The organism is Pantoea wallisii (genome assembly GCF_002095485.1).
Lineage (GTDB): Bacteria > Pseudomonadota > Gammaproteobacteria > Enterobacterales > Enterobacteriaceae > Pantoea > Pantoea wallisii.
This window is the reverse complement of sequence record NZ_MLFS01000001.1, coordinates 1-23,688: the sequence shown is the minus strand read 5'-3', so window position 1 is coordinate 23,688 and position 23,688 is coordinate 1. Positions and strand designations below refer to the sequence as shown.

At 55.9% G+C, this 23,688-nt stretch carries 15 protein-coding genes, 3 pseudogenes and 1 riboswitch; of the genes and pseudogenes, 9 read left to right on the top strand and 9 right to left on the bottom strand.

Annotated elements, in window-relative coordinates; genetic code table 11:
- Window positions 1-171: 171 nt before the first annotated feature.
- Window positions 172-1,281 (bottom strand): aspartate-semialdehyde dehydrogenase, encoded by a 1,110-nt coding sequence (asd, locus tag HA48_RS00085; protein ID WP_128599218.1) that lies wholly within the window; start codon window positions 1,279-1,281, stop codon window positions 172-174.
- Window positions 1,282-1,499: 218 nt separating this feature from the next.
- On the opposite strand from asd, the pseudogene HA48_RS00080 reads away from it, so the two are divergent.
- From HA48_RS00080 to HA48_RS00070, 3 genes and pseudogenes are all read left to right on the top strand, one after another.
- Window positions 1,500-2,092 (top strand): annotated as a pseudogene (locus HA48_RS00080) (YhgN family NAAT transporter).
- A gap of 334 nt (window positions 2,093-2,426) precedes the next feature.
- The gene (locus HA48_RS00075; RefSeq protein ID WP_208613087.1) at window positions 2,427-2,750 is read left to right on the top strand and encodes a hypothetical protein; all 324 of its coding nucleotides are present in this window, start codon (window positions 2,427-2,429) and stop codon (window positions 2,748-2,750) included.
- Between the two features lie 43 nt (window positions 2,751-2,793).
- Window positions 2,794-3,117, top strand: a complete 324-nt coding sequence (locus HA48_RS00070; RefSeq protein WP_128599217.1) for a DUF805 domain-containing protein — start codon at window positions 2,794-2,796, stop codon at window positions 3,115-3,117.
- A 256-nt stretch (window positions 3,118-3,373) separates the two neighbouring features.
- Here the strand turns inward: HA48_RS00070 and panS are convergent, their stop codons facing one another.
- Window positions 3,374-4,297: a ketopantoate/pantoate/pantothenate transporter PanS gene (gene panS / locus HA48_RS00065; RefSeq protein WP_128599216.1), complete on the bottom strand. Its 924-nt coding sequence runs from the start codon at window positions 4,295-4,297 to the stop codon at window positions 3,374-3,376.
- 260 nt (window positions 4,298-4,557) lie between these two features.
- Window positions 4,558-5,913 carry a lysine-sensitive aspartokinase 3 gene (gene lysC, locus HA48_RS00060; protein ID WP_128599215.1) on the bottom strand — a complete coding sequence of 452 codons (1,356 nt, stop codon included), beginning with the start codon at window positions 5,911-5,913 and terminating at the stop codon, window positions 4,558-4,560.
- 110 nt (window positions 5,914-6,023) lie between these two features.
- A riboswitch (Lysine riboswitch) is annotated at window positions 6,024-6,218 on the bottom strand.
- Window positions 6,219-6,619: 401 nt separating this feature from the next.
- On the opposite strand from lysC, the gene pgi reads away from it, so the two are divergent.
- The 5 genes from pgi to HA48_RS00035 all read left to right on the top strand — a co-directional run bounded on the left by pgi (window position 6,620) and on the right by HA48_RS00035 (window position 12,577).
- A complete protein-coding gene (gene pgi, locus HA48_RS00055) occupies window positions 6,620-8,266 on the top strand; it encodes a glucose-6-phosphate isomerase (protein WP_128599214.1) in 1,647 nt (548 codons plus the stop codon).
- Between the two features lie 522 nt (window positions 8,267-8,788).
- On the top strand, window positions 8,789-9,037 hold the full coding sequence (gene yjbE, locus HA48_RS00050) for an exopolysaccharide production protein YjbE (protein WP_128599213.1): 249 nt from the start codon (window positions 8,789-8,791) through the stop codon (window positions 9,035-9,037).
- 77 nt (window positions 9,038-9,114) lie between these two features.
- Window positions 9,115-9,762: a YjbF family lipoprotein gene (locus HA48_RS00045; RefSeq protein WP_128599212.1), complete on the top strand. Its 648-nt coding sequence runs from the start codon at window positions 9,115-9,117 to the stop codon at window positions 9,760-9,762.
- A complete protein-coding gene (locus tag HA48_RS00040) occupies window positions 9,759-10,487 on the top strand; it encodes a capsule biosynthesis GfcC family protein (RefSeq protein ID WP_128599211.1) in 729 nt (242 codons plus the stop codon). The genes HA48_RS00045 and HA48_RS00040 overlap by 4 nt, the downstream gene beginning before the upstream one ends.
- On the top strand, window positions 10,487-12,577 hold the full coding sequence (locus HA48_RS00035; RefSeq protein ID WP_128599210.1) for a YjbH domain-containing protein: 2,091 nt from the start codon (window positions 10,487-10,489) through the stop codon (window positions 12,575-12,577). Before HA48_RS00040 ends, HA48_RS00035 begins: the two co-directional genes overlap by 1 nt.
- A 137-nt stretch (window positions 12,578-12,714) precedes the next feature.
- On the opposite strand, the gene metH is transcribed toward HA48_RS00035, so the two are convergent.
- A complete protein-coding gene (gene metH, locus HA48_RS00030; protein WP_425270650.1) occupies window positions 12,715-16,446 on the bottom strand; it encodes a methionine synthase in 3,732 nt (1,243 codons plus the stop codon).
- 149 nt (window positions 16,447-16,595) lie between these two features.
- Here metH and iclR point away from each other — a divergent pair, with 149 nt between their 5' ends.
- Window positions 16,596-17,426 (top strand): glyoxylate bypass operon transcriptional repressor IclR, encoded by an 831-nt coding sequence (gene iclR, locus HA48_RS00025; protein ID WP_128599208.1) that lies wholly within the window; start codon window positions 16,596-16,598, stop codon window positions 17,424-17,426.
- Here iclR and aceK read toward each other — a convergent pair.
- From aceK to HA48_RS22230, 5 genes and pseudogenes are all read right to left on the bottom strand, one after another.
- Entirely contained in the window at window positions 17,423-19,159 is a 1,737-nt protein-coding gene (aceK, locus tag HA48_RS00020) for a bifunctional isocitrate dehydrogenase kinase/phosphatase (protein ID WP_128599207.1), read from the bottom strand. The two genes, iclR and aceK, sit on opposite strands and share 4 nt — an antisense overlap.
- 47 nt (window positions 19,160-19,206) lie before the next feature.
- Window positions 19,207-20,509 (bottom strand): annotated as a pseudogene (aceA, locus tag HA48_RS00015) (isocitrate lyase).
- 16 nt (window positions 20,510-20,525) lie between these two features.
- Window positions 20,526-22,123, bottom strand: a pseudogene (aceB, locus tag HA48_RS00010) (malate synthase A).
- 268 nt (window positions 22,124-22,391) lie between these two features.
- Window positions 22,392-23,321 carry a homoserine O-acetyltransferase MetA gene (gene metA / locus HA48_RS00005; RefSeq protein ID WP_128599205.1) on the bottom strand — a complete coding sequence of 310 codons (930 nt, stop codon included), beginning with the start codon at window positions 23,319-23,321 and terminating at the stop codon, window positions 22,392-22,394.
- A 116-nt stretch (window positions 23,322-23,437) separates the two neighbouring features.
- Window positions 23,438-23,688: hypothetical protein (locus tag HA48_RS22230; protein WP_208613086.1), on the bottom strand; the 251-nt coding region annotated here is incomplete at its 5' end.

Sequence of the window (23,688 nt, the reverse complement as noted above, 5' to 3'; positions counted from 1 at the left end):
TTAAATCATAGCTTGGGGTTGGCAGTTGCCAGGGAGGAACGCAAAAAATTCTTATCTGACGAGCAAAAAGGGGAAGCGGATCACTTGTCGGGCGCAATTTGCATTAAGTTTTGCAGCCGGACGTTATAAAAAAGGCCGGGAACCCCCGGCCTGACTGGTTTGCCGCTGCGCTTAGTCGATAAGCAGACGCAGCATGCGACGCAGCGGTTCGGCCGCGCCCCACAGGAGCTGATCGCCCACGGTGAAGGCAGAAAGGTACTCCGGCCCCATGTTCAGCTTACGCAGACGGCCCACCGGAGTTGTCAGCGTGCCGGTTACCGCTGCAGGGGTCAGTTCACGCATCGTGATCTCACGATCGTTAGGGACTACTTTCACCCACTCGTTGTGCGCAGCCAGCAGCTGCTCGATTTCGTTCAGCGGCACATCTTTTTTCAGTTTCAGCGTAAACGCCTGGCTGTGGCAGCGCAGCGCGCCAACGCGCACGCACAGGCCATCAACCGGAATGATGTTCCCCGTATTGAGGATCTTGTTGGTTTCGGCCTGACCTTTCCACTCTTCGCGGCTCTGGCCGTTGTCGAGCTGCTTGTCGATCCACGGAATCAGGCTGCCCGCCAGCGGCACGCCAAAGTTATCCGTCGGCAGCGTGCCGGAGCGGGTGAAATCGGTGACGCTACGTTCAATATCGAGAATCGCGGATGCCGGGTCCTGGAGCGATTTGGCTACGTGATCGTGCAGCATGCCCATCTGCGTCAGCAGTTCACGCATATGCCGCGCGCCGCCGCCGGACGCGGCCTGGTAAGTGGCCACTGATGCCCACTCTACCAGATCGTTCGCGAACAGGCCGCCGAGCGACATCAGCATCAGGCTGACGGTACAATTACCGCCCACGAAGGTTTTGATGCCGTTATCCAGCCCCTGGCGAATCACCTGATGGTTGACCGGATCGAGAATGATGATGGCATCCTCTTTCATGCGCAGCGTGGAAGCCGCATCAATCCAGTAGCCCTGCCAGCCGCTCTCACGCAGCTTCGGGTAGACTTCACTGGTATAGTCGCCGCCCTGGCAGGTGATAATAATATCCAGCGCCTTCAGCGCCTCAATATCAAAAGCATCCTGCAGCGCCCCGGTGGACTTGCCGCCAAACGCTGGCGCAGCCTGACCCAGTTGCGACGTGGAGAAGAAGACCGGATTGATGACATCGAAATCACGTTCTTCGCTCATGCGTGACATCAGCACAGAGCCGACCATGCCACGCCAACCAATAAAACCTACATTCTTCATTTTCTGTCCGTCTCAGGAGCTCTGGCCGAGGCCTGTATGGTGCGAGTAAAAGATCTGACGCGGTTTATACGCCAGTCTGCGTAATTCAGGTTTACCTGGGACCCTCAACTCTACAAAATGCAGCACTTCTGGCAAGTGAATTAATTCGATTGCGCTAACTTTTTCAGCAGTACAACTAATAACGGCCGTGGCCGACCTGAAGGGATGGTTTACTAATAATGACTGAGATGATATCCGCGACCATACTGCTGTTGTTGATTATGGACCGCTGGGCAACCTGCCGATCTTTATGTCGGTGCTGAAGCATCTGGAGCCAAAGCGTCGCCGTGTGGTACTGATCCGCGAGCTGCTAATCGCCCTGGCACTGATGCTGCTGTTTTTGTTTGCCGGCGAGCGCATTCTGACCTTCCTGAATCTGCGCACCGAAACCGTGTCGATCTCCGGCGGCGTAATTCTGTTTTTGATCGCTATCCGCATGATTTTTCCCTCTGGCGAGACCAGTACCAGCGGCCTGCCGGCCGGTGAAGAGCCCTTCCTGGTGCCGCTGGCGATTCCGCTGGTTGCCGGCCCGTCACTGCTGGCGACACTGATGCTGCTTTCGCATCAGTATCCCCATCAAATGACGCACCTGGTGGGCGCGCTGCTGATCGCCTGGGGCGTAACCGTGGCAATTTTACTGATGTCCGGCCTATTCCTGCGCCTGCTCGGTGATAAGGGCGTTAACGCGCTTGAGCGCCTGATGGGGCTGATATTAATTATGCTGGCGACGCAGATGTTCCTGGACGGGATTCGGGTTTACCTGAAGCTGTAGTGTTTGGCGTGCTGGCGGTTCTGCTGATTCACTGGCGGCACAGGTGGGCTGACGAGAACAGTACCGCGATGCCCGGGTATCGCGACGCAGAGTTCTCTAAAACGCTAATGGTAATATTATAAAAAATTAGTAATCCAAATAATAAAAATGGGTTGCCTGTTTACAGGCAACCATCATGAAAAGTGAATAAGTCCTTTATAAACAAAGCAGTACCAGAGATAACATGCGTTAACCATTGCTATCTCCCGGTATACAATAGACAAGTCTCCTGATTTTTTATTGTAAGCAACTCTAATCATTAGTTATAATCCACTAACTCAAGGAGGATGACGCTATGAACAATATTGAATCTTATAAAGGAACCGGGATATTCATTATCATCGAACGGATCTACAACCGTGATGCGCTTAACTGGCATGGTATTGGCGCCTCGCTGATCCAGGTTCACAAAATGGTTTACCAACTTTATCGCAAACAGGACGTGTATCTCGAAGGTCATAAAATCACTGCAGATAACATTTCCTTGTGGCAGCGAATAAAAATATTATCAGGCGCACATCTCATCCAACATAACTCCGCTGATAAAGACACCCGGTTCGCACTGGATTATGCGGGGTACATATTGATAATTTTAGCCTTGCTACCGCTTATGCTTTAGCAGCCTTGCTGTCTCTCATCATTTTTATGGTGGTTAGAAAAAAATGGCGCTGACTCTCTTATTAACACCAATAAAAAATGGATTGATTAAGACGTTTGATTATAGTGGCAAAGATAGCCGCTTATATTACATCGCTTTTATGATGTTCCAGATTATCTGGTTTTGTTGTTATCTTAGCATGTTTGCTTCACTCACTAATGAAATAGCATGGATTCCTTTACTGCTCTTTGTTATGCCATCGCTGGCTTGTGGCAGCAGAAGAATAAACGATGCGGGATATTCACGGGGAGTGTTTATTCTTTTAATCGTTGCACCTTATTTACTCTTCCCCTTTCTGGCTTTTCCTGCATCAGTAAAAAAAGAATAAATCGGTCTGGCCCATGAAGAGGATTAAGTAAATTTTTTCATATTTTAAAGGTACGCGTTAGCGCACCGGTCGAATATTGTTGAATTGCCATTTATGGCGACACACTTGTCCGATAAGCATGTACGGTCGCCATGAATGGCGACCGTACAAGGTCATTGCGGTTTTTTTTGTAGGGCGCGCATTTATGCGCACCGGTATCAACAGATCTATGATACTTAACCGATCGCCATTGATGGCGACCAATATGCATAACCCATTATTTCTGCTTCTTCTCAATCGTTTTACCCGACCAGTAACCCGCCAGCAGAGAACCGGAGAGGTTGTGCCAGACCGAGAACAGCGCGCCAGGCAGGGCCGCCAGCGGTGAGAAGTAGAGCTTGCCCAGCGTGGCCGCCAGGCCAGAGTTCTGCATACCGACCTCCAGCGCCAGCGTGCGGCAGGTGGATTCATCAAACCCAAACAGCTTACCGCCCCAGTAACCACCGAGCAGACCAATCGCGTTGTGCAATATCACCGCTGCAATCACCATCAGGCCCACCGAACCGATAAAGCCCTGACTGCCCGCGACCACCGCACTGATGATCAGCAGAATACAGACCATCGAAAACGCCGGCAGATAAGGCTCAACGCGGCGTACCACGCTGTTCATCGAATGGTGGATGATCAGGCCGAGGCTAATCGGGATCACCACAATTTTCACGATGCTTAGCAGCATGCCAACCACATCCACCTGAATGTGCGTATCCACGTAGAAGCGCGTCAGCAGCGGCGTAGCAAAGACGCCCACCAGCGCAGAAACCGATGAGATGGTAACCGACAGCGCTACATCCCCTTTCGCCAGATAGATCATCACGTTGGATGCGGTGCCACTGGCAACGCTGCCCACCAGAATCATGCCGGCAGCCAGATCCGGCGGCATCTGGAACAGCTTCGCCAGCGCCCAGGCCGCCAGCGGCATCACCAGATAGTGCAGGAAGGTGCCGGCAACAACCGGCGCCGGACGCACCAGCACGCGTTTAAAATCGTCAATATTTAGCGTTACGCCCATGCCGAACATAATCAGCATCAGCAGATAAGTGACCCACGGACCAATACCGAGGAAAGTTGACGGCGAATAGTAGGCCGCAACGGAGAGCAGCACGGCCCAGAGTGGGAACAGGCGGGTAAGTTTGGCGAGCATGAAGCGATGTCCTTAGCGTTTTCTTTATAGTGTGATTTGCCACAGATGAAGTGCACTGCGGGGAACGACCGCAGGCAGACAGCGGATCATAACATTTCATTATCCTGAGGTACGCAGAGCAGCCTAAATGCCTATCGGCTGCTGGAAATCAGCCTGCTGGCCTGGAAATTACGCTGCAATCTCTCCGAAAAGCCGTCAGGCTGCGCACCAGGCAATAAAAAAGCCGGACATTGTCCGGCTTAACAGGTGAGCCTGGCGTATCAGGAGCCAAAAAGATTCTTGTGCAGCGCACGCACAACTTCTTCAGCATCCGGCGTGGGTACCAGGAAGCACAGATTGTAGCTGCTGGCGCCGTAGCAGATCATGCGCAGATTGAAGGGCTCCAGCGCACCAAACACCTCTTTGCCCACGCCGCAGGCTTTCGACAGGTTATTACCAATAATCGCCACCAGCGCAAGGTTCTCTTCAACCTCTACGCGGCACAGCGATGACAGCTCGGTCAGCAGCGCCTGTGTCAGCAGACTGTCGGTGCTGCTGGTGGAGCCGGTGGTATCCAGCGTCAGCGCCACGCTCACTTCGGAGGTGGTGACCAGATCGACAGAGATATTGTGGCGCGCGAGGATGGCAAACACTTCGGCGAGGAAGCCGTGTGCATGCAGCATGTTCAGACTGTGCAACGTCATCAGGGTCTGCTTACGACGCAGCGCCAGCGCGCGGAACAGCGGCGGGTTTTTGGTCTCATTGCAGACGCGCGTACCCCCTGCAGCCGGATTTTTGCTTGAGCCGACAAACACCGGGATGTCGCTGCGCACAGCGGGCAGCAAGGTCGCCGGATGCAGCACTTTGGCACCGAAGATCGCCATTTCAGCCGCTTCTTCGAAGGTGATCTCCTCGATACGTTTCGCCGCCGGTACCACGCGTGGGTCGGTCGTATAAATGCCGGCGACGTCAGTCCAGATATCTATCCGCGCCGCATGCAGCGCTTCACCCAGCAGTGCAGCGGTATAATCGCTGCCGCCACGGCCCAGCGTGGTAGTTCGGCCCTTATCTTCACTGCCAATAAAGCCCTGGGTAATCACCAGCGCTTCCGCAATGCGTGGCGCCAGCTGCACGGCGGTCAACGCTTTTAACGCCGCCACATCTGGCTCAGCGCGTCCAAAGCGATCGCTGGTGCGCATCACTTTACGCACATCAAACCACTCAGCGTTCACCTGGCGCTCACGCAGGATCTCCACAAACAGCAGCGTGGACATCAGCTCACCGTGGCTGACCAGCTCATCGGTTAACGCTGTGGAGGTGGCGAGCGCAGCGGCTTCCGCCAGCATCAGGATGTTCTCCAGCATGCGATCAATCTCCTGACGGATAACCTCAGGCGACTGCAGACGATCAATGATGGCGTATTGAATGGTGCGGATTTCATCCAGCAGATAAGCACGCTGCTCCAGCTCGCGTCCCTCCGCTAAAGAGACCAGCAGGTTGGTGATACCGGCAGAAGCCGAGAGCACCACTAAGCGTGTATTGGCATCGGACAGCACAATGTCCGCGCTGCGGTTCATGGCATCGAAATCGGCAACGCTGGTGCCGCCAAATTTTGCCACGATCAACGATTGAGACATGTAACAAAACCTCGTGTCAGGTTATCTCCTCCCATACGCGGAAGAGAAGATCGGGTAACAGCCTTGGCACAAGAGAAGAGCAGAATTGGACAGACAAGATCAGGAGATGAGTCACCAAAAGCACTTCACCTTGCGAATCGTCCGACTGCGGACGATTCTGGTGACAACCCAGAGGATTCAGCCCCTGCAGCCGACAGCACAACACTCCGCGTGTTGCGCCACCTCGGCGTCGCACCCCCTGATGTGTTCTCGCTGGATACGGGTCCTTGAACACACTGCCTGGGCGACGCGCCTCTTCTGGCTTGCACCCGGAGGTGCAAGTCGCGCGCATAAATTATCGATTAATTGTTCTGCTGTCCAGCCTTGTGGCGCGCGGGTAAATCATTTTTACACTTGGGTTTGCGCATCGTTGAACAAGCGCGCCTGCGGACAGCAGCCTAAAGTAAAAGTCGGTGTGTCGTAACCTCACTTTTTGCTGATGCGGCACAGGGATTTTTGTCGCTATTCCGCGGACAATTGCCGCCGGATTTACCTGAAACACGGCGGCTACGGTGACAAATTTTTTCCCTTCAGTAGCAACTGTGGTCATACTGAAACGCGAATTGTTTAGGGTATAGCTTGTAAGCCGTAAGTGAAGCTAAGCATGCCGGGCCAGCAGGACGCGCCCGGAGGGAATGACGGTTCTTATTTCAACAAGAGTGTTGCCATGAAAAATATCAATCCGAAACAAACCGCAGCCTGGCAAGCGCTGCAGCAGCATTTTGAACAGATGAAGTCGGTGCAAATCGCCGATCTGTTTGCGCAGGATGCCGATCGTTTTGCGAAATTCTCTGCCACCTTTGATGATCAGATGCTGGTGGATTTCTCAAAAAACCGCATCACCCAGGAAACCCTCGACAAATTACAGGCGCTGGCTAAAGAGACTGACCTGGCCGGTGCCATTAAATCGATGTTCTCAGGCGAGAAGATCAACCGTACGGAAGATCGTGCCGTACTGCACGTTGCCCTGCGTAACCGTAGCAATACGCCTATTCTGGTCGATGGTAAAGATGTGATGCCGGAAGTGAATGCGGTGCTGGCGAAGATGAAAGCCTTCTCTGAGCGCATCATCAGCGGCGAGTGGAAAGGTTATACCGGCAAGCCCATTACTGATGTGGTGAACATCGGTATCGGTGGCTCGGACCTGGGTCCTTTCATGGTGACCGAAGCGCTGCGCCCGTATAAAAATCACCTCAACATGCACTTTGTGTCTAACGTGGATGGCACGCACATCGCCGAAACGCTGAAGACGCTGAGCCCGGAAACCACCCTGTTCCTCGTGGCGTCAAAAACCTTCACCACGCAGGAAACCATGACCAACGCCCACAGCGCGCGTGACTGGTTCCTGAAAACCGCAGGCGATCAGCAGCATGTAGCGAAGCACTTTGCCGCCCTCTCGACCAACGGTAAAGCGGTAGGTGAATTCGGTATCGATACCGACAACATGTTTGAGTTCTGGGATTGGGTTGGCGGCCGCTATTCACTGTGGTCGGCAATCGGTCTGTCGATCATTCTGTCTATCGGCTTCGACAACTTCGAGCAGCTGCTGAGCGGCGCGCACGCCATGGATAAGCACTTCTCCACCACGCCAGCTGAGCAGAACCTGCCGGTGCTGCTGGCCCTGATTGGCATCTGGTACAACAACTTCTTCGGTGCTGAAACCGAAGCGATCCTGCCATACGATCAGTACATGCATCGCTTTGCCGCCTACTTCCAGCAGGGCAATATGGAGTCTAACGGTAAGTATGTCGATCGCGACGGCAATCCGGTGGATTATCAGACCGGCCCAATTATCTGGGGTGAGCCAGGCACCAACGGTCAGCATGCGTTCTACCAGCTGATTCACCAGGGAACCAAACTGATCCCGTGCGACTTCATTGCACCGGCGCAAACCCACAACGCGCTGGCCGATCACCATCCGAAACTGCTGTCGAACTTCTTCGCGCAGACCGAAGCGCTGGCGTTTGGTAAATCCCGTGAAGCGGTGGAGAAAGAGTTTACCGATGCCGGTAAGTCTGCTGAATCTGTAGCGCATATCGTGCCGTTCAAGGTGTTTGAAGGTAACCGTCCAACCAACTCCATCCTGCTGCGCGAGATTACGCCGTTCAGCCTTGGCGCGTTGATTGCGCTGTATGAGCATAAAATCTTCACGCAGGGCGCAATTCTGAATATCTTCACCTTTGACCAGTGGGGCGTTGAGCTGGGCAAACAGCTGGCGAACCGTATTTTGCCAGAGCTCGAGAATGATGCGCAGATTGCCAGCCATGACAGTTCCACCAATGGCTTAATTAACCGCTATAAATCCTGGCGTTAATTTACTGGTCAACCGGAATAAGGCGGCTGAAATGCCGCCTTATTTATGTTCGTCAATCCATCCCCGTCGCAATATTGCGACTTTCCCGCCGCGACTCGCTTAGAAAATTCTTAAAGTGACCTAAGGAAAATCGGAAGATTTAAAGATTGCCTCTGGCAATTTTTAGTTAAAAATGGATCTGTTTAGCGGGTAAATCGAATCCATCTTAATGATTATCCTGAGGTTTCTATTTAACGCCTTTCAGGAAAATCTGAATATTCCTATTCCGTACCAATTTTTAATGCAAAAGCAGAAAATCCTGCCGCGCCACGCGTAACAGCGCAAACATGTCACTTCGCCAAAAAAGCACAATTAAAAAAAGCAGCTATCGCCAATTCGCCTTATTTTTCACCAGAAATGCCTTGCCTGATCGCCCTCTTTTCCTTGTGCTGAACTCTGGTAATTTGTTGCCCTATACTGAACCCGCCCAAAATCCGGGTAAATCCTTCATTCATGCTTTATCTAAATGCAGGACAGAATGTTATGAAAAAACTTATGGTTGCCAGTGCAGCCCTCCTTTACGTTGCCGTCTCCTCCTCTGCGATTGCCGCACCGGAAGAAGCGGGTGCCGCAGCGGGCGCACAGGCGGGAGCAATCTCGACCGGTGCGAGCACAGCCGTCGGTATCGGCGCGCTCGGTGCGTTAGTAGGGCTTGGCGTTGCTGCCGCTGGCGGCGGCGACGGTGCCAATACCGGTACAACGACCACCACCACAACGAGCACCACACGTTGATGTAGCACCTTTAAACATAACCACACAGCCGTGTGGTTATTTTTTGCTTTTTGGTTCGATTTAGACAGGGATACACAGTGCGCCAACTCTCTTTGCTGCTGCTTTGCCTGCTGCTGCAGGCCTGTACTCAAACGCAAAAAGGCCTCGAACAGACCGTGATGCTGGCCATCAACGGACCGGACGATGTCACCATCACCGATGAACAGGTACAAAACCTGCCCTACGCCAGCATGTACGCCCGTGTGAATGACGGCCCGCGTATTTTTGTGGTGCTGGGCTACAACGAAAATGGCCTGCAGAAGTGGATTACACAGGATAAAGCCATGCTGGTGTTCCGGCATGGCCGCCTGGTGAAAACCCTTGGCCTGCCCGATAACCTGGAGGATGTCAGCAATCTGGCACAGGACCCGCTGACCGATGCGCTGCATCTGCACAATGGGGCCGGCTGGACGCGCGTTGTCCAGTGGCGCGAACAGGCTAACGTGCGCGCTGCTACCGCCGTCTCAACCTTTCAGCGCGGCGATGACAGCGTGCTGAACCTGGCGGGTGAACAGGTGGCGTGCCGCGTCTGGCATGAGACCGTGCGCATCGATAGCCTGGGTGCGACGTGGCAGAACACATTCTGGATCGATAACCGCGATGGCACCGTGTTGCAGGCGCAGCAGACGCTCGCCGCTGACGCGTATCCGATTGTCACTACCCTTCTGAAGCCGGCAAAATCATGAAAAAAATAACTTCTCTGCTGGCCATACTGGCCCTGCCCGTTATGGGTGTCGCGCAGGCCGATAGTCAGGTCACGGTCCATGGCCAGACGTCACTGCGCATCGATCACGCTCAGAATCTGAGCCAGCTGGTCACCAATCCGGCGCTGCAGACCTGGTGGCCTGGTACGGTGATCGCCAGCCGCGACGCCACGGTGGTCGCGCAGCAGCAGCAGAAACAGCTGCTGGCCGATCTGCGAGCCTGGCAGGCCGGGAGCGGTGAGTCGCTGGCGGCAACTATCGGTTCAGTGATCCACCAGCTGAGCACGCTGCAGATAACGGGCCGCCTGTTTACCTCACTCGATCCTGACTGGGTGCGGCTGCGTCCCGAAGCCAACCGCACGTTACTGGGCAGCTACGATCTCTATACCGTCGCGCCGCCCACGCAGGTGCTGGTGCTCGGTGCGCTGAGCAATCCCGGCAAAGAGAGCTGGCAGCCTGGCCGCACGGTGCGGGACTACCTGGCAGCCCACGATCGTCTGTCCGGCGGCGAACGCAGCATCGCGACGGTCATTGCGCCCTCTGGCGCAACACAGCAGGTGCCGATTGCTTACTGGAATCAACGCCACATTGAAGTCGAACCTGGCAGCGTGATCTGGCTCGGTTTTACCTCGTGGAGCCTGCCCTGGGGCCAGGCTGATTTGAATGCGCGCATGCTCTCCGTCCTGACTCACCGGATTCCAGACTGATGAAAAAACAACTGCTTCTCAGCCTGCTGGCTGTTTCTGTCTCTGCGGCTTGCCAGGTGCACGCTGAAACCTGGCCGCAGCCCATCGGCCCTTCTCAATCGGATTTCGGTGGCGTTGGTCTGATGCAGACGCCTACCGCGCGTATGGCGAAAGAGGGCGAATTCAGCCTGAACTTCCGCGATAACGATCAGTATCGCTACTACTCCGCGTCGTTACAGCTGTTTCCCTGGCTGGAGACCACCGTGCGCTACACCGATGTACGTACCCGTCGCTACAGCGCGGTAGAGGGGTTTAGCGGCAATCAGAGCTACAAAGATAAAGCGTTCGACGTGAAATTACGCCTGTGGCAGGAGAGCTACTGGCTGCCGGAAGTGGCGGTTGGCTCGCGCGATTTGGGCGGCACCGGCCTGTTCGACAGCGAATATCTGGTGGCCAGCAAAGCCTGGGGCCCGTTTGATTTCACCGCCGGTATCGGCTGGGGTTACCTGGGCAATAGCGGCAGCATCAGGAACCCGTTCTGCTCGTACAGCGACAGTTTCTGCAGCCGCACCGGCGGCGGTTCAGCAGGCTCAATCAATGGTTCACAGATGTTTCACGGCCCGGCTGCCCTCTTTGGCGGCGTAGAGTATCAGACGCCGTGGCAGCCGCTGCGCCTGAAGCTGGAGTATGAAGGGAACGACTATCAGGATGACTTTGCGGGCCGCCTGGAGCAGCGCAGCAAAGTAAACGTCGGCGCCATTTATCGCCTTACCGACTGGGCAGATATCAATGCCAGCTACGAGCGCGGCAACACCTTTATGTTCGGCGTAACGGTACGCACCAACTTCAACGATTTACATCAGTCGCATATCGACAGCGCCAAACCGGCTTATCAGCCGCAGCCGCAGGGCGAGCTGCTGGAGCCGACGGTGGTCGCGAACCAACTGACGGAGCTGAAGTACAACGCCGGCCTGAGCGGGCCGCGTATTCAAACCCGCGGCAGCACGCTGTACGTTTCCGGTGAGCAGACCAAATATCGCGATACGCGTGAAGGCGTGGATCGCGCTAACCGCATCATCATGAATAATTTGCCTGCCGGCATCGATACCATCGATGTTACCGAATCGCGCTTCAATATGCCGCAGGTGACAACGCGCACCCGCGTAACCAGCCTGCACAACACGCTAAGCGGCTATCCGCTGGGCCATGAGCAGCCGCTGCAGCAGACGCGTGAAGAGCCGGTCGATGCGGGTAACACCGAGCAGGGCTTTTTCATTCGCAAAGAGCGTCTGAACTACAGCCTGTCGCCGGTGCTGAATCAGTCGGTTGGCGGCCCGGAAAGCTTCTACATGTATCAGCTTGGCGTGATGGGCAATGTCGATTACTGGCTGACCGACCACTTGCTGGTGGGCGGTAGCCTGTTTGGTAACATCGCCAACAACTACGACAAGTTTAACTACAATGGCGCGCCGGCGGACTCCACGTTGCCACGCGTGCGCACGCACATTCGCGATTACGTGGCGAACAACGTCTACGTGAATGATTTGCAGGCCAACTACATGCGCTATCTGGGCAATGGTTTCTACGGCCAGGTGTATGGCGGTTACCTGGAGACCATGTATGGCGGCGTGGGCAGCGAAGTGTTGTACCGTCCGGTGGACAGCAACTGGGCGGTTGGTCTCGATGCAAACTACGTGAAGCAGCGCGACTGGGACAACATGATGAAGTTCACCGACTATAAGGCGCCAACCGGTCATCTGACCGCATACTGGCGTCCGTGGTTCATGCAGGATGTGCTGGTGAAAGCCAGCGTTGGCCAATATCTGGCGAAGGATAAGGGCGTAACGCTGGATGTATCGAAGCGCTTCGACAGCGGCGTGATGGTCGGGTTCTATGCCACCAAAACCAATGTGTCGGCAGAAGCGTACGGCGAAGGCGATTTCACCAAAGGTTTCTATATTTCGATTCCGATGGATCTGTTTACCGTGACGCCAACCCGCGGTCGTGCGCAGGTGAACTGGGTACCGCTGACGCGTGACGGTGGCCAGATGCTGGGCCGTAAGTACCAGCTGTATGACCTGACGTCAGATCGCGATGCGCGTTTTAATTAACCAGCCGCGCGGGGGTAATCGCCCGCGCAGGTTTTCCGGTGCGCATGAATGCGCACCCTACGAAAGACAAAAGCAGGCGATGCAGGGTCGCCATTAATGGCGACCGGCGGATTATGCAATTTTTTGCGCAACACGGCTCAGTCCGCATCGTATCCAAGGTTGGGCGCTAACCAGCGCTCGACCTCACTGACGCTCATCCCCTTACGCGCCGCGTAATCCTCTACCTGATCGCGCTGGATCTGCGCCACGGCGAAATATTTACTCTCCGGATGGCTGAAGTACCAGCCAGAAACCGCCGCGCCGGGCCACATAGCAAAGGATTCAGTCAGCTTCATGCCGGTGTGGCTCTCCACATCCAGCAGCTGCCAGATCTGCGCCTTCTCGGTATGTTCCGGACAGGCCGGATAGCCTGGCGCCGGACGAATCCCCTGATAATTTTCACGAATCAGCTCTTCATTGCTTAAATTCTCATGAGCGGAAAAGCCCCAGATCACCTTGCGTACCCGCTCATGCAGATACTCCGCGAAGGCTTCTGCCAGACGATCGGCCACCGCTTTCACCATGATTTTGTTGTAGTCATCGTGCTGCTTATCGTACGCCTCAGCCAGCGCATCCTCTTCCAGCCCGCCGGTGACGGCGAACGCACCAAGATAATCCGCTTTGCCGCTAAATTTAGGCGCCACAAAGTCCGCCAGGCAGTAGTTGGCGAAGTCGGTTTTCTCGGTCTGCTGGCGCAGATGATGACTGACGCACAGCACCGTGTTGCGGTTCTCGTCGCGATACACTTCAATGTCATCGCCAACCCGGTTGGCCGGGAAAATCCCGACGACACCGCGTGGCTTCAGCGTGCCCTGCTCGCTTAACCTGTCCAGCATGGCGTTGGCGTCAGCAAACAGACGCTGCGCCTCTTCGCCCACTACTTCATCTTCCAGAATGCGCGGGTATTTGCCGGCCAGCGACCAGGTCATAAAGAACGGCGTCCAGTCGATGTAGTTACGCAGCGTTTCGATACTGGCATCGACCGTGCTGACACCGGTGCGGTGCGCCACCGGTGGCGTGTAGCTCTCCCAGTCGATGACGTAAGCGTTGTCACGCGCCACTTGCAAACTGACCGGCGGCGTACGCGGCTTTTTCCGCGCGTGCTGAATGCGCACCGTTTCATACTCTTTGCGCGTACGGGCCACGAAATCGTCCCGGAGCGTCGCGGAGAGCAGGGATGACACCACGCCCACCGTGCGTGAAGCATTCTGCACATACACCGTCGGGCCGCTGTAGTTCTGCTCGATCTTTACCGCCGTATGCGCTTTCGAGGTGGTGGCGCCGCCAATCAGCAGCGGAAGGGTGAAGCCCTGACGCTCCATCTCTTTCGCCACGTTGACCATCTCATCCAGCGACGGCGTGATCAGCCCGGACAACCCGATAATATCGGCCTTCGCTTCTATGGCCGTTTTCAGGATTTTGTCACTCGGCACCATCACGCCAAGGTCAATAATTTCGTAGTTATTACACTGCAACACCACGCCCACGATATTTTTGCCAATGTCGTGCACGTCACCTTTCACCGTCGCCAGCACGATCTTGCCGTTACTGCGTCCGGCCTCTTTGCTGGCATGTATAAAGGGTTCGAGATACGCCACCGCCTGCTTCATTACGCGCGCCGATTTCACCACCTGCGGCAGAAACATTTTACCTTCGCCAAACAGGTCGCCGACCACGTTCATGCCGGACATCAGCGGCCCTTCAATCACCTCTATCGGGCGGGCGGCGGCCTGACGCGCCTCCTCCGTGTCCTGCTCAATAAACTCAGTGATGCCCTTCACCAGCGAGTATTCAAGCCGCTTAACTACCTCCCAGCTGCGCCACTCCGCCTGCTGCTTCTCCTGCTCGCCATCGCCTTTGCTGGCGCGGTACTTTTCCGCCAGCGCCAGCAGACGCTCCGTGCCATCGTCGCGGCGGTTCAGGATCACATCCTCTACCGCGTCGCGCAGTTCGGCGGGCAGATCGTCGTAAATGGCGAGCTGACCGGCGTTCACGATGCCCATATCCATGCCGTTGCGGATAGCGTAATAGAGGAATACCGCGTGAATAGCTTCGCGCACCGGGTCATTGCCGCGGAACGAGAACGAGACATTCGATACCCCACCGGAGATCATCGCGTGCGGCAGTTCGCGTTTGATATCTTCGCAGGCGCCGATGAAGTCCATCGCATAGTTGTTATGCTCTTCGATGCCGGTGGCTACCGCGAAAATATTGGGGTCGAAGATGATATCTTCCGGCGGGAAACCGACCTCTTCAGTCAGAATCTTGTAGGCGCGGCGGCAGATCTCAATTTTACGTGCGCGGGTATCTGCCTGACCGACCTCGTCAAACGCCATCACCACCATCGCCGCACCGTAGCGCCGCACTTTCCGTGCGTGCGCAATAAAGGGTTCAACGCCCTCTTTCATGGAGATGGAGTTAACGATGCCCTTGCCCTGGATACACTGCAGCCCTTTTTCGATCACCTCCCATTTTGAGGAGTCGATCATGATAGGTACTCGCGCAATATCCGGTTCGCCGGCAATCAGATTGAGGAAGCGCACCATGGCCGCTTCCGCATCCAGCATGCCTTCATCCATGTTGATATCGATGATCTGCGCGCCGCTCTCCACCTGCTGACGCGCCACATCCAGCGCTTCGTTATACTTCTCTTCTTTGATCAGGCGCTTAAATTTTGCCGAGCCGGTGACGTTGGTGCGCTCACCCACGTTCACAAACAGCGAATCGGCCTGAATGTTTAGCGGCTCCAGGCCGGAGAGGCGGCAGGCTACCGGAATCACCGGCAACGGACGTGGCGTTACGCCCTCAACCGCAGCCGCCATGGCAGCAATGTGTGCCGGCGTGGTCCCGCAGCAGCCGCCGATGATATTAAGAAAGCCAGCGCGTGCCCATTCGCCAATCTGTTCGGCCATGGTTGCAGCATCCAGATCGTATTCACCAAACGCGTTGGGCAGGCCGGCGTTGGGGTGCGCGGTGACGTAACCTTCAGCGATGCGCGACAGCTCCTGCACGTACTGACGCAGCTCATCCGGGCCCAGCGCGCAGTTCAGGCCAAATGACAGCGGTTCCGCGTGGCGCAGCGAGTTGTAGAACCCTTCCGTGGTCTGGCCGGAGAGCGTGCGGCCTGAGGCATCGGTAATAGTGCCGGAGATCATCAGCGGCAGCGCAACGCCCATCGCTTCCATCTCCGCCTGCACCGCATAAATCGCCGCCTTGGCGTTCAGGGTATCAAACACCGTTTCTATCATGATGAGGTCAGCGCCGCCCGCAATCAGCGCGTGAGTCGATTCACGGTAGGCCTCCACCAGCTGATTGAACGTGATATTACGGAAAGCGGGATCGTTAACGTCCGGTGAGATTGAGCAGGTGCGGTTGGTCGGGCCTAACACACCCGCGACGTAGCGCGGACGATGCGGTGTTTTTGCCGTCCACGCGTCGGCGCAGGCGCGGGCCAGTTTGGCTGCTTCGAAATTGATCTCCGCTGAAAGGGCTTCCATGGCGTAATCGGCCATGGCGATGGAGGTGGCGTTGAAGGTGTTGGTTTCCAGAATATCGGCGCCCGCGGCCAGATAGGCATCGTGGATCTCGCGAATCACCTCCGGTTTGGTCAGCACCAGCAGGTCGTTATTGCCTTTCAAATCAGAAGGCCAGTCGGCAAAACGGCGGCCGCGGAACTCCTGCTCACTTAATCTGTAGCTCTGGATCATGGTGCCCATGCCGCCATCCAGAATCATGATGCGCTGTGCCAGTTGCTGATGCAGCCTGTCTGTTTTGTTGCTCACTCTCGCCCCGTCCGCGTCATTACGCTGGCTAAGATACCAGCCAGACATACTGGCATAACTTTAGGGTGAGCAAAAGTCAGGCAGATGTGACATTTTTGGAAGCGCTCGCTGGCAGATCCGACCAGTAAGCCAGCGTTTGCATTCATGCCGTTTAAAACGAAAATGGTTTCCACAACTGCAGTGAATCTGGAGACGTTATGGCAACCCCGGTGCCCGCAAAACGCGGCAAAAAACCCCGTACCACCACGGCAGCCAGTGCCCCGGCCGGCGGCCAGGTTCAGTCGCTGACCCGCGGCCTGCGCTTACTTGAATTGATTGCCGAATCTCACGGTAGCGTGGCCCTGACCGAGCTGGCGCAGCAGGCCGGTTTGCCCAACTCCACCACGCATCGTCTGTTAACCACCATGCAGCAGCAGGGCTTTGTGCATCAGGTGGGCGATCTCGGCCTGTGGACGATCGGCTCTCACGCGTTTGTGGTCGGCAGCAGCTTCCTGCAGAGCCGTAATCTGCTGGCTATCGTGCATCCGGTGCTGCGTAAGCTGATGGAGGAGTCCGGTGAAACGGTCAACCTTGCGGTGCTGGATCTCAGTGATTATCAGGCGGTGATTATTGATCAGGTGCAGTGCACCCAGCTGATGCGTATGTCCGCGCCGATCGGCGGTAAGCTGCCGATGCACGCCTCCGGCGCGGGTAAAGCGTTTCTCGCCCATCTGAGCGATGAACAGGTCACCGCGCTGCTGCATCAGAAAGGCCTGCACTACTACACGCCAAAGACGCTGATGTCGCCGCACAGCCTGAAAGAGAATCTGGCGCTGATCCGCAAGATGGGCTTTTCCCACGATGACGAGGAGCACGCGCTTGGCCTGCGCTGCGTTGCCGCGCCTGTCTACGATGAGCATGGCGAGCCTTTTGCAGCGATCTCGCTTTCCGGCCCGCTGGCGCGCATGACCGATGACCGCATCACCGAACTCGGCGCGCTGGTGATTCGTGCCGCCAAACAGGTAACGCAAACTTACTCTGGCCGTTAAGCGACTACCGAGGCGTAGCGCGCGCTGAAGCGCTGTGCCGCGCGCCAGGCGATCACCTCTTCAATATGCCCGGCGCGGATGCGTGCCTGCAGCGCGCGCCACCAGCCGGCATCAAACAGCTGCGGGTGCAGAGTCTGTAACAGTTTGCCGGTCGCCGGCTCGCTGCACAGCGCATAGCGGAACGTCTCCGGAAACACATCATCCGGCCCGACGCTGTACCAGGGTTCGGCCTGCAGCTCATCCTCTTCATGACGCGCGGCCGGCACATCCCGGAACACCAACTCCGTCATCGGGCGAATCTCATCATAATCGTAAAACACCACGCGGCCGTGGCGCGTCATGCCAAAGTTTTTAAACAGCATATCGCCAGGGAAGATATTCGCCGCCGCCAGCTGACGAATGGCATCGCCATACTCTTCAATCGCGTGCTGGCGCTGTGCTGGCGTAGCCTGCATGAGCCACAGATTGAGTGGCTCCATGCGCCGCTCCAGCCACAGATGCCGGATGATCACGACATCATCACGTACCTCGATTTTTTCCGGGATATCACGCTGAAATTCCGCCAGCAGCGCGGCCGGAATACGCGCACGCGGCAGGGCAAAGTATTCGAACTCCTGGGTATCAGCCATGCGCCCTACGCGGTCGTGCTCTTTCACCAGGCGGTAGCAGGCGCGCACCTGCGCATCGGTCACCTCTTTCTGCGGCGCAAAACGATCTTTGATCACTTTGAAGACGCGATCGAAGCCCGGCAGCGTGAACACCAGCATCACCATGCCGCGTATGCCGGGCGCGACGGTGAAATCCTCCTGACTGTGGGCCAGATAGTGCAGATACTCACGATAGCACTCGGTTTTGCCGTGCTTCTGGCAACCAATAGCCATATAGCGCTCCGCCACGGTTTTACCCGGCAGAATCGGCTGCAGCCACGTCACCAGCGCCGCCGGTACCGGCGCATAGACCATGAAATAGGCGCGGGCAAAGCCGAACACAATGCTGGCGTCATTGCCGTCAGTCAGGCAGGTGTCGATCCACAAACGTCCGGCATCATCGCGCTGAATCGGCAGCAGGCACGGCACGATGTCGCCTTCGCTCAGCTGCAGGCGCGCGACAATCCACGCGGTTTTATTGCGATAAAACAGCTCACTGGCCACGTCCAGCGTGGCGTGTGCCAGCTGGGCGGCGCTAAAGTGCTCATGCAGATGACGTACAATCCAGCCGATGTCACGCGTCTGATCCTGCCACGGCAGGCGCAGCGGAATATCGTTGAGCAGTTGGCGCAGCGTCGCCTGCCAGCACGGCTGCGGACGGTACAGCCGGGAGATGGGGCGCTGCGGCTCCGGCGCGGTCACCACGGGCTGCGACGGAAAGATAAACAGGCGCTCAGGAAACAGATGGCTGTGTCCCTGTAAGCGGCAATACACCGAGTTAAAGAAGCTTTCGGCAATTTCATGTCGCGGATAGCCGGGCAGCAGCGTTTCATAGTGGCTTTTGACCCGCAGCCAGAACGCCTCATCCCAGTCCGATCGCGCATTCAAAATACGCAGCTGGTTGGCGACCAGGCCGACATGGTGATCGTAAAGGTGGATACGGGCTTTCATGGCCTGCTGCACCGCATGCCAGTCGGCGTGCTCAAAGCGTTGCTGCGCCCCGGCGGTGATATCAAGAAACCGGCCATACTGGGCGTCAAAACCCTGCAGGATAGTATGGGCGATCAGGGATTCTCCTGGTGACATAGGCAGTGCTCCGGCAGACAAGGCCCCTCCGTGGGCCAGCGTGAAGGCTAGAACTGTGTGGCTTCGGTAGAACCGGTGAGCGCGGTGACCGACGACTCCCCGCCCTGAATCACATTGGTGATGCGATCAAAATAGCCGGTGCCAACTTCCTGCTGATGTGAAGAGAAGGTGTAGCCTTTTTCGCGCGCGGCGAACTCCGGCTGCTGCACTTTCTCTACATAGTGGCGCATGCCTTCACCCTGCGCGTAGGCGTGCGCCAGATCGAACATGTTGAACACATGCTGTGGATGCCGGCCAGAGTAATAAACTGGAAGCGATAACCCATGTCGCTCAGCGCCTGCTGGAAGCGGGCAATAGTGCGATCGTCGAGGTTCTTTTTCCAGTTAAACGATGGCGAGCAGTTGTAGGCCAGCAGCTTGCCCGGATACTGCGCATGGATGGCTTCAGCGAAACGCTGCGCCAGAGCGAGATCCGGCGTGGAGGTCTCACACCACAGCACATCGGCGTACGGCGCATACGCCAGCCCGCGACCGATCGCCTGCTCAATGCCGGCACGGGTACGGAAGAAGCCCTCCGCTGTGCGCTGGCCAGTGATAAAGGGCGCATCACGTGCATCGCAGTCTGACGTAATCAGATCAGCGGCATCGGCATCGGTACGCGCTATCAATACCGTGGGCACATTCATGACATCCGCAGCCAGACGGGCAGCCACCAGTTTCTGAATCGCTTCCTGGGTAGGCACCAGCACTTTGCCGCCCATATGACCGCACTTCTTCACCGCCGCCAGCTGGTCCTCAAAATGTACCGCGCCCGCACCCGCCTGAATCATCGCCTTCATCAGTTCAAAGGCATTGAGTACGCCGCCAAAGCCGGCTTCAGCATCCGCTACTATCGGCAGGAAGTAGTCAATATACGCTTCATCGTCGGGTGACAGCCCGCTGGCCCACTGAATCTGATCGGCGCGCTGGAAGCTCTGGTTGATACGCTCCACCACGTTCGGTACGGAGTTCACCGGGTAGAGTGATTGGTCCGGGTACATCTGCCCGGCGAGATTGGCATCTGCTGCGACCTGCCAGCCAGAGAGATAGACCGCCTCAATACCGGCTTTAGCCTGCTGTACCGCCTGCCCGCCCGTGAGAGCGCCAAGGCTGTTGATGTACCTTTACGGGACGAGCCATTCAACAGCGCCCACAGTTTGTGCGCACCGCGTTCCGCCAGCGTACAGGCCGGGTTAACCGAGCCGCGCAGGTTGATAACCTCTTCAGCGCTGTACGGGCGCGTAATGCCCTGCCAGCGTGTCCCACGCCAGTCCGATTCCAGTTGAGCGATCTGTTGTGTACGATTCGACATAGCACTATCTCCAGGTTCAGGGCAGCAGGCGGTAGCCCGGCAGCGTCAGGAAAGGGACTAACTCTTTGTCTGTGGTGATCTGCGCCATTAAGGCGGCGGCATCGTCATAACGGCCCTGTCGGAAGCGCTCCTCACCGATGCTGTGCCGCAGGGCCGCCAGCTCTTCATCGAGAAACTGCTCAAACAGCGCTGCCGTTACCAGCTGACCGTCGCTGAGGATCTGCTTGTGGTGAATCCACTGCCAGATAGAGGTGCGGGCGATCTCAGCGGTGGCGGCATCCTCCATCAGGCCATCGATCGGTACGCAGCCGTTGCCGCTGATCCAGGCTTCAAGGTACTGCAGCGCAACGCGAATATTGGCGCGCATCCCCGCTTCCGTTCGCTGACCACGGCAGGGGCGCAACAGGCGTTCAGCGGTAATGGCGGAATCCTGATCGCGACTGACGTGCAGCTGGTTAGGGCGATCGCCGAGCTGGCGGTCAAACTCCGCCATCGCGATGTCAGCCAGACCGGGATGCGCCACCCAGGTGCCATCGTGGCCATTACCCGCTTCGCGTGCTTTATCTTCCTGCACTTTCTGCATTACCCAGGCGTTACGCTCGGGATCTTTGCTCGGGATTAAAGCCGACATGCCGCCCATCGCCAGCGCGCCACGGCGATGACAGGTTCTGATTAGCAGCCGCGAATAGGCATCCAGGAAAGGCTGATCCATGCTGATTTGCTGGCGATCCGGTAGGATACGATCGCTGTGCTGACCCAGAGTTTTGATATAGCTGAAGATGTAATCCCAGCGCCCGCAGTTCAGTCCGACAATGTGATCGCGCAGCTCCCACAGGATCTCGTCCATCTGAAACACCGCCGGCAATGTTTCAATCAGCACCGTCGCTTTAATCGTGCCCCGTGGCAGATCAAAACGATCCTCACTAAAGCGGAAGATCTCACGCCACCAGGCGACTTCACTCGCGTGTTCGGTTTTCGGCAGGTAAAACCATGGCCCGTGCCCTTTCTCCAGCAGCGCTTCAACGTTATGAAACAGATAGAGAGCGAAATCGAACAGTCCGCCGGGAATGGCACGATCGCGCCACTCAACGTGCTTCTCATCCAGATGCAACCCGCGGACGCGACACATCAGCAGAGCGGGGTCGGAACGCAGCTGGTAGATTTTGCCGGTTTCACTGGTAAAACTTAGGGTCCCATTAACGGCATCGCGCAGCGTCAGCTGCCCCTCAACCAGTTTTTGCCAGGTTGGCGCCAGCGAATCCTCAAAGTCCGCCATAAACACATTGACGTTAGCATTCAGCGCGTTAATGACCATTTTGCGATCCGGTGGGCCGGTGATCTCCACACGACGATCGCGCAGCAGCTGTGGAATGGGTCGTACCTGCCATTCGCTCTCACGAATGGAAGCGGTTTCCGAATCGAAATCCGGAAGGGCGCCTTGATCGTAATGTTGCTGACGCTGCTGACGTGCTTTCAGTAAGCGTTCACGTTCAGGCGCAAAGCGGGCAATCAGAGAGTGCAGGAAATCGATCGCCTGTGGCGTAAACAGCTGCTGTTCCGCGTGGGAAAAGGGCTGGCTAAAGGTAAGCGTGTGTTGATAACCGTATCTGTCATGCGGGCTGCCTCCTGGTTTGATCCGCCCTGTCTCAGACGGATCGTTATGTAGGGTGTTTTTTAACCGGCAAGATCAGAGCATAATGATTTTTATTTTAATTTCAAAAACTATTTCCATTTTTGAATTAAATATAGAATAACTAGCTGATTAAAAAGTAATTTAATCCAGCGAATTAAAGGCAATACTTTCCATATATTTAGCGCAGATAAAAAAATGCCGCGACAGCCAGAGGTTGTCGCGGCATTAACCGGCAAGCGTACGAAGGGATTATTCGAGTGTTGGATTCATACGACGAAGATCAAACGGCGTGATCTGGTAGACATAGTAGTTGAGCCAGTTAGAGAACAGTAAGTTACCGTGACTACGCCAGGTGGCGCGCGGTGGCAGCTCCGGGTTGTCCTGCGGGAAGTAGTTAAACGGGACTTCCGGATGTAGCCCGGCTTCGTAGTCACGATGGTATTCACCGGATAGCGTCAGCGCATCATATTCAGGATGGCCGGTGACAAAAGCCAGGCGCTTATCCTTGCTCGCCATGAGATAGGCACCCGTGCTTTCTGACTCCGCAAACAGCTCCAGATCGGTGTAATCACGAATCAGCTGGCTGGGAAAATCAGCATAACGTGAGTGCGGTGCAAGGAAGTTATCGTCAAAGCCACGCGTCAGCAGGGCATGCGGATGCAGAATCTGATGCTCATACACGCCGGAGAGTTTGTTCTGGCGAGTCTGCTTAGGAATGCCATAGAGGATGTTGAGCGCAGCCTGCACAGCCCAACAGACAAACAGTGTTGATGTGACATGCTCATTCGCCCAGTGCAGCACACGCTGAATCTGCGGCCAGTAGGCAACATCGTTGAAATCAACCAGCCCCAGCGGCGCGCCGGTGACAATAAGGCCATCATAGTTGTCATGCTGGATGTCTTCAAAATTGCAGTAAAAGTTATTCAGATGCTCGCTGGGCGTGTTGCGCGACTCGCGGCTATCGATCCGCAGCAGTTGAACGTCAATTTGCAGCGGCGAGTTGGATAGCAGGCGTAAAAACTGGTTTTCCGTTTCGATTTTCTTTGGCATCAGGTTAAGGATCAGCACTTTTAACGGGCGAATTTCCTGCACACTGGCGCGCGATGAGGTCATGACAAAGACATTTTCATTGCGTAAAAAATTCACTGCCGGTAATTCGTCGGGGACCCTGATTGGCATAACCTGCTTACCTCTTACTGATAACCATATAAACGTTTAGACATCCAGATGCCCGAGATTAGCCTGGTCAGTGCATTATGTCGAGCCTTCATGCACTTTATGAAAATGTTTCAGCTTTAGATGGGATAACGATTTTTTGGCCGGTCAGTTGTGACATCGCAACAGAGTACAGGGCGGGGCAAGAGATGATTTTTAGCGGCTATTTTCGCCGGATTCGTGATTTCAAAACCGCTATTGAGTAATTTTAAAACACTTTTCAGGGTTATTTTTTTTACGGGAACTAAGACTATGGCGAGTAAAACACTAATGTTGAGGGTTAAAAAGAGGGTTATGCACGATCTGCAGACGTAAAAAAGCCCTGAACGTC

Coding starts and splice junctions, on each gene's coding strand:
- metH (WP_425270650.1), bottom strand. CDS start 16,446: ATGTCTGGCTGGTATCTTAGCCAGCGTAATGACGCGGACGGGGCGAGA.
- iclR (WP_128599208.1), top strand. CDS start 16,596: ATGGCAACCCCGGTGCCCGCAAAACGCGGCAAAAAACCCCGTACCACC.
- metA (WP_128599205.1), bottom strand. CDS start 23,321: ATGCCAATCAGGGTCCCCGACGAATTACCGGCAGTGAATTTTTTACGC.
- panS (WP_128599216.1), bottom strand. CDS start 4,297: ATGCTCGCCAAACTTACCCGCCTGTTCCCACTCTGGGCCGTGCTGCTC.
- HA48_RS00075 (WP_208613087.1), top strand. CDS start 2,427: ATGAACAATATTGAATCTTATAAAGGAACCGGGATATTCATTATCATC.
- HA48_RS00035 (WP_128599210.1), top strand. CDS start 10,487: ATGAAAAAACAACTGCTTCTCAGCCTGCTGGCTGTTTCTGTCTCTGCG.
- pgi (WP_128599214.1), top strand. CDS start 6,620: ATGAAAAATATCAATCCGAAACAAACCGCAGCCTGGCAAGCGCTGCAG.
- lysC (WP_128599215.1), bottom strand. CDS start 5,913: ATGTCTCAATCGTTGATCGTGGCAAAATTTGGCGGCACCAGCGTTGCC.
- aceK (WP_128599207.1), bottom strand. CDS start 19,159: ATGTCACCAGGAGAATCCCTGATCGCCCATACTATCCTGCAGGGTTTT.
- yjbE (WP_128599213.1), top strand. CDS start 8,789: ATGAAAAAACTTATGGTTGCCAGTGCAGCCCTCCTTTACGTTGCCGTC.
- HA48_RS00070 (WP_128599217.1), top strand. CDS start 2,794: ATGGCGCTGACTCTCTTATTAACACCAATAAAAAATGGATTGATTAAG.
- asd (WP_128599218.1), bottom strand. CDS start 1,281: ATGAAGAATGTAGGTTTTATTGGTTGGCGTGGCATGGTCGGCTCTGTG.
- HA48_RS00040 (WP_128599211.1), top strand. CDS start 9,759: ATGAAAAAAATAACTTCTCTGCTGGCCATACTGGCCCTGCCCGTTATG.